Source organism: Brevibacterium sp. XM4083 (assembly GCF_006489205.2).
In the GTDB taxonomy this organism is placed as follows: domain Bacteria; phylum Actinomycetota; class Actinomycetes; order Actinomycetales; family Brevibacteriaceae; genus Brevibacterium.
This window is the reverse complement of the sequence record NZ_VFYR02000002.1, coordinates 271,442-286,821: the sequence shown is the minus strand read 5'-3', so window position 1 is coordinate 286,821 and position 15,380 is coordinate 271,442. Positions and strand designations below refer to the sequence as shown.

Genomic DNA, 15,380 nt, shown 5'->3' with positions numbered 1-15,380 from the left:
GCCTCTTGTCCATCGCGCGGGTGCTCGAAGACCACCCGATGGCAGTCTTGGAAAAGTCGCGAGCTACGGTGAGTCCGGCCCCAGATGTGCCTTGAGCTTCGATACACGGCACAACCTGAGCCGCTTCCGGCAACCGGATTCAGAAGTAGCGAGCCGCACAAGGCATGAAAGGTCGCAGCACGATACTCTTGGAGCGGTCGGAAAGTTCTCACATCGCCGAAGCAAAGGAGGGACAGCGCATGAGTCTTGACAGGAGTGAAGCAGCGGCGTTGAGCCGCCTTTTCTCCGCAACGGTTCTTCGAGAACTTGGCAAGCAGGGCCGTTCTCCGCTATTTGCGAGACTAGTCGACCACACTCGTCTTGCCACCTACATGTCCCCAAAGGAAACGGTCGGAACCGCGTTCGACAAAGCATTCGAACTACTGAGCAAATCCCGGTTTCGTGATGACTATGTCTACCGAACCGCGATTACAGAGAAGATCGTTCTAGGTCGGCACAATCTAAATACAGCGACGTTACTCAATGAAGTACGCGCAGGATCATGCAAGGCTGATGTTGTCATTCTAAATGGAACTTCGACAGCGTACGAAATAAAATCTGAGCGAGACTCGTTATCACGGTTACAAAACCAAATATTCAACTACCGGCAAGTATTCGCAACTGTGAACGTGGTGGTCAGCAAGTCGCACCTGTCTGAAGTTCTCAAGGCTACGCCCGAGGATGTTGGAGTCATCACCCTATCTGAACGTTTCAGATTCCAAACGTCACGAGAAGCGCAGAGCCGCGCAGAGCGCATCGTTCCCAGGATGGCCCTTGAAGTCCTACGCGTTGATGAAGCCGCTGCGGTCCTGACTCGTCTTGGGCTGGAGGTCCCTGGCGTGCCGAACACTCAGATTCGTTCCGAGCTTGACCGAATCTTCGCAGAACTGGATCCGACTGCCGTCCACGAGGAGTTAGTCAAGACCCTCAGAGCAAGCCGCTCCCAGGCCAATCTGGCCTCGTTCATCGACTCCATACCCGCTTCAATTCGAGCAGCCTCCCTGGCCGCAAAGCCAAACCCCAAGAGCAGGATTCGCATCAAGGAAGCTGTTGATACTCCACTAGCTGAGGCACTTGCCTGGAATTGAGGACCAAATGTACTACCCGTATTTCCGAGGTAAGCAATTCGAGCTGATGGCCATCCGTGAATCAGCAAGTCTCATCGCAGACTCGGGTTTTGTTCCGATCATCGAGCCAGTGCGCGAATCGCTGGGAGGTCTGGAAAAGGCTCTTAGGTCCTTGGTCGATGCAGGCGCAAAGGCAGTCGTAGTAGTCAATCCACGCCACGGCGACCATCGCGAGAACAGTGAGAACATTACGGGCCTTCTTGAACAGGACTATAGTGGAAACGATGGAGTTAATGCCGGGATTCTCCTCACAAATGAAACAAGCGTAAGTCGCGCGTTAAGCTTGGCCAAAACTTTTACTGCGGCCGGAACCACCCTGATACACGCTGGATTTACCGAATCTCGGGCACTGTCAGATCAGCTTGCAGATGATGCGGCCCGCTTCCGCAACATCTTCTTAGAAGACCACGCGAATCGCCTCTACAGGAGACACTTCGTCGGAAAACCGAGGATTCTGGTTAGCGATGGATTCGTTCAGATGAAAAACGCAGACTACCCTCCTGTTGAGGCCTTCTCAGACCTTCACATCACATACCCTGAGGAAGGCATGGACGGGTATGGCGACTTTCTCACGGTCGGCGACAACTACAGCGAGGGCGGCGGTCCTGCATATGCGGTTGCTATCCACTTGACTTTCATTGACTCGAGTCAGGATGACGCAATGTTTGTCTATCATTTCAAGTCCGAAACGAACGATACGCCCACGGACCCCGCAGGAAAGTTCGCTCAGGCTCTGAGCAAGCTGATCGCGAAACTCGATTCCCGCGACTCACACTTACTCGAAACTAGTGCAATTACTGAGTTTCGCGCCCTGCACGACCGGGGTCACTTTCCAGGATTGGGGTATGTCAAGAAGCTCTCTATTAAGCACCACTTAGAGACACTAGCTCGCTTCCATTCCGTGGATAACAATGGTTAGGAAGTACTGTTGCGCAGATTGTTTCGGGGATCCAGGACTGACCCAGAGCATCCTTCCCAAGGTCATCGCTGATGGTACTGGTCAACCCATCCAAGGCGACTGTGGTTTCTGCGGAAACAGAGACACTACTACTATAGAACCCTCCGCATTAAGCCAGTGGTTTGAGATGTTGCTCGATTGCTATGTTCCTGACAGCAATGGCAAGTCTCTAGCATCTCTGCTCGCCGATGACTGGCGACTTTTTGATCACCCTGCGATGGACGAGGCCCACGCCAAAGAGCTTCTCGCGGAGATCCTCGATGATGGCGAGATCGTCCGGCAGCCCTTCGCTCCCATCGACCTTTTAGTCAGTGAGACACCGCAACGCTGGAATGATCTCCGGGACGAGATGATGCACCGTAATCGTTGGTTTCTTGACGAACCGATCAATCTAGGCCGTCTGGCTGAGTTGTTAGGGCAGTTAATCGCCCCAGTAAACTCTCTGACGGAGATCACCACTTTATGGCATCGCTCGCGCTTACTCACCGACGACAAGCCTTTTCCTCTAGACAAGATGAGCGCCCCGCCTCCTCACCTTGCCGGACATGGACGCGCGAATCCAGCAGGAATTCGTTACCTGTACCTCGGCTCGACTGCCAAAACGGCGGTTGCTGAAGTACGTCCGCACACCGGAGAGAGGGCGTGCGTCGCAACTTTCCAAGTGCCTTCTATTCTTGCTGTTGATCTCCGCGACCCTCGGCGCAGCGCCTCCCCATTCATACTTGAGAACGCGGAGCAGATCGCAGCAATTCGATCCGGACTACCATTGTTGGAGAGACTCGGCGAAGAACTCACGAAACCAGTGCAACCCAGCAGTGCTGCGTTTGAGTACATACCAAGCCAATACTTGTGTGAGTTCATCAAAAATCTGGGCTATCAAGGTGTTATCTACCGAAGCTCAGTAAGCGAGGGCGTCAATTTGGCCCTTTTCTTTCCTGAACTCGCTTCTCCTGTAGGGGTGAACGTCGTCAGTGTGGACCGCGTGACGGTGGACATTACAAGCCCCCGCCCATAAACCAGATTAGAACTGCATTCATCTTCACATCGTGAGCGGCTAAACGTATTTTTTAGGTGCACTCACATCCATCGAACTGCGGGTTAACGTAGTCGTAGTATCCTTCAGATATCGCGATAGCCAAACACTACCATGTACGATAAGTCCCATTCTTCGCAGCCAGAGACAGCATTAGTGCATCCCTCTTCTGTAGATGATTTGTGACCTGTAAGTCCACGATCTCGCGATAGACCACGACAATAATGAACATCGCGCAGACCCAGCCGGCTTACGTCGGAACATTCGTACACTCGGTTGCCGCATGCCGTTCGGAGCCTAAGAAGTGAACTCACGCTCAACGTGATCATCCGCGGTCTCCTCATCACGGGCAGACGTCGTTTTCGGGCGCTTCCGCCTGCACCGAACCCCGTCGAAGCTCAGCCGGACGACCATCAACCGCTCCATCACGTAGCAGCGGGCAACTTGTCCGAACCGACCGGTACGGTCTCAGGGAATCGCGTTCCCTATCTTCCGCACTCCTCAGCAGGAACGATTGGCTTCGTCGACCAACCGTTGGCGAACTTCAGGCGCCAATCCCTGATCGCCCATGGCGAAGGCCTACGATCTCGTGTGCGCGATGCCTGCTCACAGCGAAGCGTGCGTCGGTCCTTCTCAGAGCGGACACAATCGGCATGTCTGGCGGACTCATGTTAAATCTAGAAAATGAATGCGACGATCACTTTGATGGACAATCGAGTTCAGCCGAACGAGGTAAGCCGCGGATTGGCGCGGACCTCATCGCCTCGTTTCACTTGGGCCGCCTCTGCCCGCAGTTTCCGGTTCTCCGCCGCAAAGTCAATCGACGTCGCTAGAGTCGTCTCGCCCGAGTTCCTTTATTTGATCACCGCACGGGCAGGGCTTCCCTACCCATGAAGTGGCTCCTTTCCACGCTGATAGTCACTCTGTCGGTCGTGGTCGGGCCGATTTGAGCACACAGGAGTAAAACAACGGCGCGTGCCTTGGTCTCGTCGGTGTACTTCAGTCGTAAGAGAGAATTTCGATCTTCCAGGTCTTGTTATCCCCGGGCATCACGATTTCTTCCGCGACCGCCCCGGCCTAGCGATCGGACATGCCGGCCGTATGATCGCTAGGCCGCTATATTTGCGAACCGAAGCACCCAACGATCGGCGGGCCCTCGTCGGCGGCCGCCCGCGAAAGGCACGGAGGAGCCGAACCGGTTCTATGGGACTGGGTTCAGTACCGAGGCGGCAACTGTACCAAAGGAGTAAGGCGTCCGGCCACGACGACGTGTGTGAGCTCGACGCGCCTGCGCTATAGCCACATTCTGATCATTAACCCGATGCCGTGAGACATACCTGGGTCAGAAGCGTGAAATGTGTCGCGACACATCACATTGGTGGGCCCAGAGGGACTCGAACCCCCGACCCTCTCGGTGTAAACGAGATGCTCTAGCCAACTGAGCTATAGGCCCCAAACGCGCGTGTTCAGTATGTCATATCCCCCACCCGCTGCTGCAACCAGTGACGACCACGTCAATCCCGCCCCAAACAGGGTCAGGCCCGCTGGCGCAGGAGCCCGGCGGCCACCTCGGCGAACCGCTCACCTGCGGCGGCGTCCGCGACGTCGAAGAGGGCGCGGTTCTGTTCGATGGCGACCGCACCGAGGGCGTACGACAGCACGGCCGCCGAGGTGGTCGCCCCGAGCCGTGTCGGGGTCAGTCCGGCGGGGGTGACGTCGTCCGGGGCGAGCGAGTACCCGAGCATGAAGATCTCCGCGCCGTCACGGAACCGCAGCAGCACATCGCGCAGCGCCAGAACGGTGACGAGCGGGTCTGCAGTGACCGGGGCGCGGCCGTCGACCTCGGCGCCCATCTTCTTCGCGATGAGCACGAGGAGGTCCTGCTTGTTCTTCACATGCCAGTAGAGCGCGGAGGGCTGGACGTCGAGCTCACGGGCGAGGCGACGCATCGACAGATCGCCCAATCCGTAGCGTGAGAGCACGTCGAGTGCGGTCATCGTGATGCTCTCAGCACTCAGCGCCAATGAGACGTACCTTTCACTTTTCGACATTCCCCGCGCTCGATTTCTCAAATGCGCGATCCCCTGGCTATAGTAGTTGCTGGTCACGGGATATGGCGCAGGTTGGTAGCGCGCCTCGTTCGGGACGAGGAGGTCGTGGGTTCAAATCCCGCTATCCCGACCAAGTGAAATCTCGGGGCATCGCAGGCACGATGCCCCGAGATTCTTTCGTTCTAGAGTGGTTCCCATGCCCACTCCCCAGATTGTCGCCGACACCTCCGAACTCGAGGTTCCACCGCGGATGTCCGGTTCCGCCTGGCAGCTGACCCCGCCAGAGCGGGATCTCGACGCGAACATCATCACTCTGCCGGCCGCTGACGAGATCCGCGCCCACACCGGCCCCGACCTCGACGTGCTCATCCATGTCCTCTCCGGTTCGGGAACCCTCGAGACGGCCGCGGACACCCTCGACCTCTCGCCCGGTCTCATCGTCTGGCTCCCCCGCCGCTCGACGCGCCGGTTCCTCGCCGGCCCATCCGGTCTCACCTACTTCTCCGTCCACCAGCGCAAACCGGGCCTGAGCATCGGATCACGGCCACCGCTCAGGACCTGAGAGCCACCGGGGCCTGTGCAGAACGCTCACCGCTGCGGTTCGGGGTCGTCCTCCCGGGCGAAGGCGATCGCGATGAGCTGCCGGAGGACCGCCTCGTCGATGTCCTCGAGCTTCTTCACGTACACGCACCCGGCCCCTTCGGTGTACGTCCCGAGCCTCGGCAGCAGAGCCGCACCGTTCGGAAGGTCCTTGAGGCCGTAGAGCGACAGCTGCGCCTTCCGCGGGGAGAACGCGGTCTTCGGCCACACCCCGTGATTGCGCGGGTTGACCGGTGACCGGTAGTGATACTCGCCGTAGCCGACCATCGACGGCCCCCACATCACCGGATCGACCCCGGTCACCTCGGTGAAGATCTCCGCGAGCCGCTGGCCGTCGACACGGCGCTTCGCCGGGGTCGCGGCAGCGATGAAGGCGTGGACATCGGCGTCGGTGGGCTTTGTCTTCTGTTCGGCCATGGATCGATTATCGCCGAGGCGGTCGGCGTTGTCAGTGCTCAGCTCTCCGGCAGCCAGTCCGTGCCGTCCTCGACGCGATAGATGAGGTTCGTCCGCGTGTGGGCGACCGCCGGGTACCGGGTGAGGTAGTCGAGGACGAAGGCCTGGACTGCCTCGGTGTCGGGGGCGACGATGTGGAGGAGATAGTCGTCGGCGCCGGCCATGTGGTACATCCGCACGACGCCGGGGAACTTCGGCGCCGCAGCGGTGAAGGCGTCGATCTGCGCCCGGTCGTGCTGGGCGAGGCGGATCGAGATGAGCGCCTGGAGCGGAATCCCGAGCGCCGAGGTGTCGATGTCGACGCTGTAGCCGCGGATGACGCCGCTCGAGCGCAGACGCTTGAGCCGCAGCGACACCGTCGACTCCGAGATCCCGACCTCCGCGGCCAGAGCAGCACCCGACGCGCGGGCATTCTCGCTCAGGGCCGAGAGCAGTCGCCGGTCGATGTCATCGAGTTCGATCTTCTGCGACACGGTGCCCGCTCCCCTCAACTGATCCGTCTCGGAGAGTCTACGCACTCGGGCGCGCCTGCTCCCATCCCATCGACGATCCGCGCGTGCCCAGCGCCCCGAGCTGCTGGCCGCTCAGACCTGCGCGGCAGCTTTGTCGTGGACGGCGTCCGCCGCCGGGGACACGGTGAGTGAGGCCCGCTCGGCGAGACGGTCGAGGAGCGCGCCGAGCTCCGCGGAGTTCGCGGCATGACCGAAGACGTAGTAGTCGGGTCGCACGATGACGATCGGTGAGCCGATGTCGCGGAACCAGCGCGAGTAGTCGGCGTCGACGTCGACGACGCTGTGCGCCGAATCGAGTTCGGCCCGGCTGACATGGGCGTGGACCATGCCCAGCGCATCGATGATCGCCCGCTGCTCGGCGGTGAGGTCGTCAAGATAGTCACCGCGGGAGGACAGCAGCGTCCACCCTGTGCCGATGACGTCGTCGGCCAGGCCGTCCCGGCCCTGCGCCTCCACCCTGGCCTGCAGACCGAGACGTCCGATCACCTCGGTGCTCTCACCGCCGTCGAGAACCCCCTCATACAGCCACGGCAGGACCGGCGGCGGGACCTCCCCGGCGAGGAATGCGGCATCACGGGCCGCGACCTCATCCGGATCCTTCATGCAGACTACCCGGCCGAGCGCCATCGACGCCTCGATGTAGGCCCGGGCATGGGGGCGCCGTTCGACGGTGTAGGCGTCGAGCAGATCGTCACCGGCCCGCGCGGAGAGCACAAGGTCGAGCTTCCATGCGAGATTGACCGCGTCGCGGAGGCCCGAGGACAGCCCCTGCCCCATGAACGGCGGCATGAGGTGGGCGGAATCGCCGATGAGCAGCGTGCGATCCCGGCGGAACGTCGAGGCGATGAGCGAGCGGAAGCCGTAGACCTTCTTCCGCACGATCGACGCGTTGTCCGCACTCAGCCCCCATCGCGACAGCAGCGACCAGATCGTCTCCTCCTTCGCCATGTCCTCGGGACTCTCATCGTCGAGCAGCATGAACTCCCAGCGCGCCGTGTGCCGCCCGAGCCAGCGGAAGAGGGAGACCGGGCGCTCCGGGTCGCAGATCTGCCCGGCGTCGGGCATATCGATGACCATATCGCGATCATGGGGTTCGATGTCGGTGACGAGCCAGTCCTCCTCGAAGCCGAGATCCTCCCATTCGATGCCGACCTGCCGGCGGACAAGGGAGTTCGCGCCGTCGGCACCGATGAGGTAGCGACCGGCGACCGTCTTCTCGTTGCCGGTGGGAGTGAGGCCCGCCTCGGTCTTCTCGACCTCGCGCACGCGCACCTCGACATGGTCGGGATGGTTGGTCACCTCGACGGCCTCCCACCCGAGTTCGACGGTGACACTGGGATGCCTGCCGACCGCGTCGAGCACGGCGGCCTCGAGCTCCGGCTGGTAGAAGAGGTAGTCCGACTTCCAGCCCGACGGCGTCGGAGCATTCCAGTCGATCCGCAGCAGCAGCTCCCCCGCCGCATTCACCCAGTCGTAGTCGGGAATCGGAATCGCCTGGAGCCGGAAGGCGTCGGTCGCGCCGATGCCCTGGAGGATCCGCATGATCTCGTGATCGAGATGTCCGGCGCGCGGCAGCGGGTAGGTTCCCGGCCATTTGTCGAAGGCCGCGACCGTGTGCCCTTGCGCCCCGAGCAGTGCTGCGTGCACTTGTCCGACGGGACCGAATCCGACCTGAATGACATCGACATCAACCATGGGGCAACTCCTCCTCGAGTTTGGTCATCATGTGATATTAAACATAATGATTATGTTCAATGAGCTTAGGCACATCGGGTGGCCCGGTCAAGGCATGACCACCACGCAGAGGCTCCTCTCAGCTCCCCGGCACTCGCGCACCGAGGCGAGACGCACCGGCGGCAGATCCTGCGGCGCGCGTCACGTCACTGTTCACTTCGTCAAGGATCCTGCCGGAACAGGGTCGAATGCAGAAGATCCTTGATGATACCTTGCGGTCGTTGAGAGAAACCCGATTGAATTCCGCCATGACCTCTCTTCACCCCGAATCACCCCTTCACCCCGAAACCCTCATGGTCCACGGCGGCATGGACGGCCTCACCGAGGCGGGCGTCCATGTTCCCGCGATCGATCTCTCGACGACGAACCCGGTCGGCGACATCGACACCGGCGGCGAATCGTATGAATGGCTCGCCACCGGCCATCCCCTGCGCGAAGGCGACTCCGCCGTCTACCAGCGCCTGTGGCAGCCCGGCGTCGCCCGCTTCGAATCCGCCCTCGCCGAACTCGAACACGCCGAGGAGGCTGTGGCCTTCGCCACCGGCATGGCGGCCCTGACGACGGCTCTGCTCGCCGCGGTCAGCGCCGGGACTCCGCACATCGTCGCCGTCCGTCCGCTCTACGGCGGCAGCGACCATCTGCTCGACTCCGGTCTGCTCGGCACCACGGTGACGTGGACGACGCCGGAGGGCATCGCCTCGGCCGTGCGGGACGACACCGGTCTCGTCATCGTCGAGACCCCGGCGAATCCGAGCCTCGACCTCGTCGACCTCGACGCTGTCGTCGCGGCGGCGGGCGCTGTTCCCGTCCTCGTCGACAACACGTTCTCCACGCCTGTTCTCCAGCGCCCGATCCGGCACGGCGCCGTCCTCGTCCTTCACAGTGCGACGAAGTACATCGGCGGCCACGGCGATGCGATGGGAGGGATCATCGCGACGAACTCGCAGTGGGCGACCCGGCTGCGTCAGGTCCGCGCGATCACCGGCGCCCTGCTCCATCCGATGGGCGCCTACCTCCTCCATCGCGGACTGCGCACGCTCGGGGTGCGGATGCGCGCCGCCCAGGCCACCGCGACGCAGCTGGCCGAGCGCCTCAGCGCCCATCCGGCGATCGCCGCGGTCCGCTACCCCGGACTCGAGGGGCAGGATCCGCACGGTCTGCTCGGCCGGCAGATGGCCGGCCCCGGCGCAATGATCGCCCTCGACATCGCCGGCGGCTTCGAGGCGGCCCGCACCTTCGTCGAGAACTGCCGCCTCGTCGTCCATGCCGTCTCCCTCGGCGGCGCCGACACCCTCATCCAGCACCCCGCATCGCTGACCCACCGTCCCGTCGCCTCCGAGGCGAAACCCGGCGACGGACTCGTGCGCCTCTCCGTCGGCCTCGAACACGTCGACGACCTCGCCGAGGACCTCTTCACCGCCCTCGACGCCGTCCGCGCCGCCGCGTGAGCAGGCGTTCGCAGTCACAGACCCTGGGCAATGCAGCCGAGATCGCGCGCATCCCTCGGTTCTGTGACCACTAACGCCGCTGCCGCTTGACGGGGTGTTGACGTTGACGCGACGTCAACTTCTACGCTGATTCCCATGGACTGGTCCATACAGGAAACAGCGCGACTGACGGGCACGACGAGCCGGACTCTGCGTCACTACGACGCGATCGGCCTGCTGTCTCCGTCGTCGAGGGCAGCCGGTGGCAGCCGACACTACGACGAGGACGCCCTCGTCCGCCTGCAGAGGATTCTCCTCCTGCGGGAGCTCGGCCTGCCGCTGGGTCGGATCGCCGAGGTGCTCGAGACCACCGCGGATCCGATCACCGCCCTCGAGGAGCACGTGCGCGAGCTCAGACGCGAGCGAGCGCGCTTGGAGCGGCAGATCGCCGCCGTCACCGCGACGATGACACGACTGAGAGCAGGTGAACCGCTCATGGCGGAGGAGATGTTCGATGGCTTCGACCATCGAGAGCACGAAGACGAGGTCCGGCAGCGGTGGGGTGATGCCGCCTACGAGACCTCGGAGAAATGGTGGAATGGGATGAGCGACGACGAGCGCGCCGGCTGGCAGGCCCGTGTCCGTGACCTTGCCACCGAATGGTCCCAAGCCGCCGAGGCGGGTGTCGACCCGGATTCGCCCGAGGCGCGGGATCTGTCCCGCCGTCACATCGAGTGGCTGTCCTCGGTCCCCGGCACCCCGGCCGCCGACCCCGACGGTGACACCGACGGCTACGTTCGAGGACTCGCGGAGATGTACGTCGCCGACCCGCGGTTCGCCGCGAACTACGGTGAGCAGGGTGCGGAGTTCGTCCGCGCCGCGCTCGTGTCCTACCTCGACGCGAACTGACGCTCAGGACTGCTGGGACAGGGCCTGCCGAATCCTCTCGGCGGGCCCTTCCAGCGTCTGCGCGTCCTGCATCGGGGCCCGGTCGGAGATGTCGAAATCGGCCATCGACGTCGTCGGCCACACATGGATGTGGACGTGGGGCACCTCGTAGCCGACGATCATCATCCCGATCCGCTCGCACTCGAACGCGGCCTCCTGAGCACGGCCGATCCGCTTCGCAACATTCATGAGGTGATCGAGGAGATCGTCGTCGAGGTCCGTCCACGCGGAGATCTCCTCACGCGGGACGACCATCGCATGTCCCTCGGTGAGCGGGGAGACGTCGAGGAAGGCGACGCACCGGTCGTCCTCGTAGACGAATGCTCCGGGGATCTCTCCGTTGATGATCTTCGTGAAGATCGTGGCCATGGCGGTCCTCCTCGGTCGAGGGCGGCTGAAAAGCGGCCCGGTGTGCTGCGGTCGCAGCGCTGCCGGTGGCTCAGGCGATGCCGGCGGCGATGCGGGCCTCGATCGCGAAGTCCCGGGTCTCGGTGCGTGCGACCTGGCGGCCGCTTTCGATCGTACCGGCTTTCGTGATGACGAACACACCGCGCTCGGCGACCCCGTGGTCCTCGTCGAAGACGCCGTAGGCACGCGCCACCGCACCGTGGGGCCAGAAGTCCGAGCCGATCGAGAGATTCACACCCCGTTCGGCACCCCACGCCGCCAGGGTGTACTTCGCATCCGCGGTGATCGCGATGACGGTGAGATCATCGCCTGCCGCATCGGCGTCGTCCTGGATCTCCTGCAGGGCGCGGATCTCGTCGCCGCACACCGGGGAGAAGGCATAGGGCAGGAATGCGAGGATGACCACGGAGCTGCCGGTCGCCTCGGCGAGGGTGATGGTCCGGCCGAACTGATCGGTCACGGAGAAGTCGGGAGCCCGGTCGCCGGGCCCCGGGATCATGGACGGCCTGCGCTCATGAGTAGTTCTTCTTGCCGACGAGGCGGAAGCCCGCCCAATCCTCGGCCGCGGACACGGTCGAGGTGACGTGCATGCCGGCGGTCGGGGCCGCTTCGGAGATCTCTGCCGGGGTGATGTGGCCGGGTCGGTTGGCCTTGGGAGAGAGCAGCCACACGACCCCTCCGTCCTTGAGGGTGACCTGAGCGTCGACGAGGCCGTCGATGAGGTCGTCGTCGTCGGACCTCCACCACATGAGGATGACGTCGAATACGTCATCGACGTCGCCGTCGGCGATCTTCTCTCCGATGATGGTTTCGATCGCCTGGCACAGATCGAGGTCGACGTCGTCGTCGTAGCCGATTTCTTGCACATAGTCCCCCGCTGCCAATCCGAGATTGTGTCCCAGTTCGGTCGGCAGGGTCGACGTGGAAGAGGTCCTTTCAGAAGCGGAGTTGCTCATACAGACATTGTTCCGCCATTTGCAGACGGGGGCAAATGTCGGCGCGCCCGTTCGCCGGGCCGTTCTGCGGATTCCGTCGTCGTCATCCAGATCACAGGAGACGGCAGAGCGAAGTCGGCCGCCGCGTACTAGGCTGGAATCGAATCCGGTGGACCCTGGGCTCAGTGTCATCACCCGAACCGCATTCCATCGGCAGAACGCGACTTCGCCACCAATGCAGGTCGCGGAGGGAAGAGAGGACCACACTGTGGACAATCGCAATCAGGGCGGACCGATACTCAACGGGCTGCCAAGCCAGGTGCCTGACATCGATCCAGAGGAGACAGAGGAGTGGTTGGCCTCTCTCGACTCCCTCATCGATGAAGGCGGGCGCTCGCGTGCGCGCTACGTCATGCTGCGGATGCTCGAGCGCTCGCGCCAGAAGCAGATCGGCGTGCCCAGCCTCACCGCCACCGACTACGTCAACACGATCGGGCCTGAGAACGAACCGTGGTTCCCCGGTGACGAAGAGGTCGAACGCCGCTACCGCCGGTGGAACCGCTGGAATGCCGCGATGCTCGTCCACCGCGCCCAGCGCCCCGGCATCGAGGTCGGCGGTCACATCTCCACCTACGCCTCCTCGGCGACTCTCTACGAAGTCGGTCTCAACCACTTCTTCCGCGGCAAGGACCACCCCGGCGGCGGCGACCACATCTTCTATCAGGGACACGCCTCCCCCGGCATGTACGCCCGCGCCTTCCTCGAGGGACGGATGAGCGAGGAGGAGCTCGACGGATTCCGTCAGCAGCAGTCCCACCTCATCGACGGCAAGCCCGCCGGCCTTCCGTCGTACCCGCACCCGCGGCAGCTCGAGCACTTCTGGGAGCACCCGACCGTCTCGATGGGCCTCGGCCCGATGAACGCGATCGCCCAGGCCCAGTTCGACAAGTACCTCCACAATCGGGGGATCAAGGACACGTCGCAGCAGCAGACGTGGGCGTTCCTCGGCGACGGCGAGCTCGACGAGCCCGAAAGCCGCGGCATGCTCCACGTCGCCGCCTACGAGGAGCTCGACAACCTCAACTTCGTCATCAACTGCAACCTGCAGCGCCTCGACGGACCGGTGCGCGGCAACGGCAAGATCATCCAGGAGCTCGAAGCGTACTTCCGCGGGGCCGGCTGGAACGTCATCAAAGTCGTCTGGGGCCGCGAGTGGGATGCGCTGCTGGCCAAGGACCGCGACGGCGCCCTCGTCAACCTCATGAACGAGACCCCCGACGGTGACTACCAGACCTACAAGGGCGAGTCCGGCGGGTTCGTCCGCGACAACTTCTTCGGCCGCGATCCGCGGACGAAGGCGATGGTCGAGAACTACTCGGATGAGCAGATCTGGCAGCTCAAGCGCGGCGGCCACGACTACCGCAAGGTCTACGCCGCCTACAAGGCCGCGTTCGAGCACACCGGTCAGCCCACCGTCATCCTCGTCAAGACTGTCAAGGGCTACTCGCTCGGTCCGCACTTCGAGGCGCGCAACGCGACGCACCAGATGAAGAAGATGACGATCGACGACCTCAAGCTCGCCCGCGATCACTTCCAGATCCCGATCTCCGACAAGGAGCTCGAGGAGAACCCGAAGCTGCCGCCGTACTACCACCCGGGCCCCGACGCCCCGGAGATCAAGTACCTCCAGCAGCGGCGGGCCGACCTCGGCGGGTACTCCCCCGAACGGCGCAGCACGTACGTCGACCTCGCCCTGCCCGGCGACAAGGCCTACGAGGCCGGACGCCGCGGCTCGGGCAAGCAGACGATCGCGACGACCATGGGCTTCGTCCGCGTCCTCAAGGACCTCATGCGCGACAAGGAGTTCGGCAAGCGCATCGTGCCGATCATCCCCGATGAGGCCCGCACCTTCGGCATGGACTCGTTCTTCCCGACGGCGAAGATCTACAACCCGCACGGGCAGAACTACATCTCCGTCGACCGCGACCTGTTCCTCGCCTACAAGGAGGCGATGGACGGCCAGCTCCTCCACGTCGGCATCAACGAGGCCGGGGCGACGGCGGCGCTGACCGCTGTCGGCACCTCGTACGCCACGCACGGCGAACCGATGATCCCGTTCTACATCTTCTACTCGATGTTCGGGTTCCAGCGCACCGGTGACTTCTTCTGGGCCGCCGGTGACCAGATGGCCCGCGGCTTCGTCCTCGGCGCCACCGCCGGACGCACGACGCTCGTGGCCGAGGGACTCCAGCACGGTGACGGTCACTCGCATCTGCTCTCCTCGACGTACCCGTCGGTGATCTCCTACGACCCGGCCTACGTCTACGAGATCTCCCACATCGTCAAGGACGGACTCAACCGGATGTACGGGCCCGACGACGGCCGGGACCCCAACGTCCTCTACTACCTGACGATGTACAACGAGCCGATGGTCCAGCCGGCTGAACCCGAGGACCTCGACGTCGACGGCCTGCTGCGGGGCATGTACCTGCTCAAGAAGGGGCCCGACAACGGAGGACCGAAGGTTCAGCTCATGGCCTCCGGCGTCGGTGTGCCGTGGGCCCTGGAGGCCCAGGAGCTCCTCGAGAAGGACTGGGGCGTGTCCGCCGACGTGTGGTCGGTGACCTCATGGACCGAGCTGCGCCGCGACGGCCTCGCCGCCGACGATGCGCGCCTGCTCGACCCTGAGGCGGAGCCGCGGATCCCGTTCGTCACCGAGAAGCTCCTCGACGCCTCGGGTCCGGTCATCGCGACCTCGGACTTCATGCGGGCCGTGCCCGACCAGATCCGGCAGTACGTGCCCAATCACTTCACGTCGCTGGGCACCGACGGCTACGCGATCTCGGACACCCGTCCCGCGGCGCGCCGGTACTACCTCGTCGACGGTCCCTCGATGGCGACCCAGGCGCTCATCTCGCTTGCGGACACCGGAGTGATCCCGATCGACAAGGCCGCCGAGGCGGCGAAGAAGTACCGGCTCGACGATCCGCGGGCGGGCGCCTCCGGTTCGACCGAAGGTGCCGGTGCGTGAGCCTGAACAGGTGAGCAGCCGCACTCGCTGAGTGGCGGAGATGGCCGGAGTCGACAGGACTCCGGCCATTTCTGTCCCCGATGACAGATTTTTGTGCGTTTCGCACAAGCGTTTTGTCCCA

General features: G+C 63.3%; 14 protein-coding genes and 2 tRNA genes. 8 read left to right on the top strand and 8 right to left on the bottom strand.

The genetic code is table 11. The features are described 5' to 3' along the window. The first annotated feature begins 239 nt into the window (after positions 1 to 239). The 3 genes from FJ887_RS07095 to FJ887_RS07085 all read left to right on the top strand — a co-directional run bounded on the left by FJ887_RS07095 (position 240) and on the right by FJ887_RS07085 (position 3,139). Complete coding sequence (locus FJ887_RS07095) at positions 240 to 1,127, top strand: sce7726 family protein (RefSeq protein ID WP_219993825.1); 888 nt, start codon at positions 240 to 242, stop codon at positions 1,125 to 1,127. 7 nt (positions 1,128 to 1,134) lie between these two features. After that, on the top strand, positions 1,135 to 2,085 hold the full coding sequence (locus FJ887_RS07090; protein ID WP_140955051.1) for a sce7725 family protein: 951 nt from the start codon (positions 1,135 to 1,137) through the stop codon (positions 2,083 to 2,085). A 166-nt stretch (positions 2,086 to 2,251) separates the two neighbouring features. Then, the gene (locus FJ887_RS07085; RefSeq protein WP_250786191.1) at positions 2,252 to 3,139 is read left to right on the top strand and encodes an RES family NAD+ phosphorylase; all 888 of its coding nucleotides are present in this window, start codon (positions 2,252 to 2,254) and stop codon (positions 3,137 to 3,139) included. A 1,394-nt stretch (positions 3,140 to 4,533) separates the two neighbouring features. Here the strand turns inward: FJ887_RS07085 and FJ887_RS07080 are convergent. Together FJ887_RS07080 and FJ887_RS07075 are read right to left on the bottom strand one after the other, a co-directional pair. Next, positions 4,534 to 4,610: transfer RNA gene (locus tag FJ887_RS07080), tRNA-Val, on the bottom strand. An 82-nt stretch (positions 4,611 to 4,692) separates the two neighbouring features. Beyond that, positions 4,693 to 5,154 carry a TetR family transcriptional regulator gene (locus FJ887_RS07075; RefSeq protein ID WP_250786190.1) on the bottom strand — a complete coding sequence of 154 codons (462 nt, stop codon included), beginning with the start codon at positions 5,152 to 5,154 and terminating at the stop codon, positions 4,693 to 4,695. A 110-nt stretch (positions 5,155 to 5,264) separates the two neighbouring features. On the opposite strand from FJ887_RS07075, the gene FJ887_RS07070 reads away from it, so the two are divergent. Continuing rightward, positions 5,265 to 5,341 (top strand) — tRNA-Pro (locus FJ887_RS07070). A gap of 63 nt (positions 5,342 to 5,404) precedes the next feature. Beyond that, entirely contained in the window at positions 5,405 to 5,770 is a 366-nt protein-coding gene (locus tag FJ887_RS07065) for a cupin domain-containing protein (RefSeq protein ID WP_140955054.1), read from the top strand. A gap of 26 nt (positions 5,771 to 5,796) precedes the next feature. On the opposite strand, the gene FJ887_RS07060 is transcribed toward FJ887_RS07065, so the two are convergent. From FJ887_RS07060 to mhpA, 3 genes are all read right to left on the bottom strand, one after another. Further along, the gene (locus FJ887_RS07060) at positions 5,797 to 6,225 is read right to left on the bottom strand and encodes a DUF1801 domain-containing protein (RefSeq protein ID WP_137825503.1); all 429 of its coding nucleotides are present in this window, start codon (positions 6,223 to 6,225) and stop codon (positions 5,797 to 5,799) included. Positions 6,226 to 6,263: 38 nt separating this feature from the next. Then, on the bottom strand, positions 6,264 to 6,737 hold the full coding sequence (locus FJ887_RS07055) for an Lrp/AsnC family transcriptional regulator (protein WP_137825502.1): 474 nt from the start codon (positions 6,735 to 6,737) through the stop codon (positions 6,264 to 6,266). Between the two features lie 111 nt (positions 6,738 to 6,848). After that, positions 6,849 to 8,471, bottom strand: coding sequence for a bifunctional 3-(3-hydroxy-phenyl)propionate/3-hydroxycinnamic acid hydroxylase MhpA (gene mhpA / locus FJ887_RS07050; protein ID WP_140955055.1), 1,623 nt, complete (start codon positions 8,469 to 8,471; stop codon positions 6,849 to 6,851). Positions 8,472 to 8,758: 287 nt separating this feature from the next. Between mhpA and FJ887_RS07045 the strand changes: the two genes are divergently transcribed. Then, positions 8,759 to 9,958, top strand: coding sequence for a trans-sulfuration enzyme family protein (locus FJ887_RS07045; protein ID WP_140955056.1), 1,200 nt, complete (start codon positions 8,759 to 8,761; stop codon positions 9,956 to 9,958). A 135-nt stretch (positions 9,959 to 10,093) separates the two neighbouring features. Further along, positions 10,094 to 10,846, top strand: a complete 753-nt coding sequence (locus tag FJ887_RS07040) for a MerR family transcriptional regulator (protein WP_140955057.1) — start codon at positions 10,094 to 10,096, stop codon at positions 10,844 to 10,846. A 3-nt stretch (positions 10,847 to 10,849) separates the two neighbouring features. Here the strand turns inward: FJ887_RS07040 and FJ887_RS07035 are convergent, their stop codons facing one another. The 3 genes from FJ887_RS07035 to FJ887_RS07025 all read right to left on the bottom strand — a co-directional run bounded on the left by FJ887_RS07035 (position 10,850) and on the right by FJ887_RS07025 (position 12,249). After that, positions 10,850 to 11,254 (bottom strand): HIT family protein, encoded by a 405-nt coding sequence (locus FJ887_RS07035; RefSeq protein ID WP_140955058.1) that lies wholly within the window; start codon positions 11,252 to 11,254, stop codon positions 10,850 to 10,852. Positions 11,255 to 11,324: 70 nt separating this feature from the next. Then, positions 11,325 to 11,792 (bottom strand): redoxin domain-containing protein, encoded by a 468-nt coding sequence (locus FJ887_RS07030; protein WP_137825497.1) that lies wholly within the window; start codon positions 11,790 to 11,792, stop codon positions 11,325 to 11,327. Positions 11,793 to 11,805: 13 nt separating this feature from the next. Beyond that, positions 11,806 to 12,249, bottom strand: coding sequence for a DUF3052 domain-containing protein (locus tag FJ887_RS07025; protein WP_249120861.1), 444 nt, complete (start codon positions 12,247 to 12,249; stop codon positions 11,806 to 11,808). A 214-nt stretch (positions 12,250 to 12,463) separates the two neighbouring features. Between FJ887_RS07025 and aceE the strand changes: the two genes are divergently transcribed. Beyond that, positions 12,464 to 15,259: a pyruvate dehydrogenase (acetyl-transferring), homodimeric type gene (gene aceE, locus FJ887_RS07020; protein ID WP_250786189.1), complete on the top strand. Its 2,796-nt coding sequence runs from the start codon at positions 12,464 to 12,466 to the stop codon at positions 15,257 to 15,259. Positions 15,260 to 15,380 lie beyond the last annotated feature (121 nt).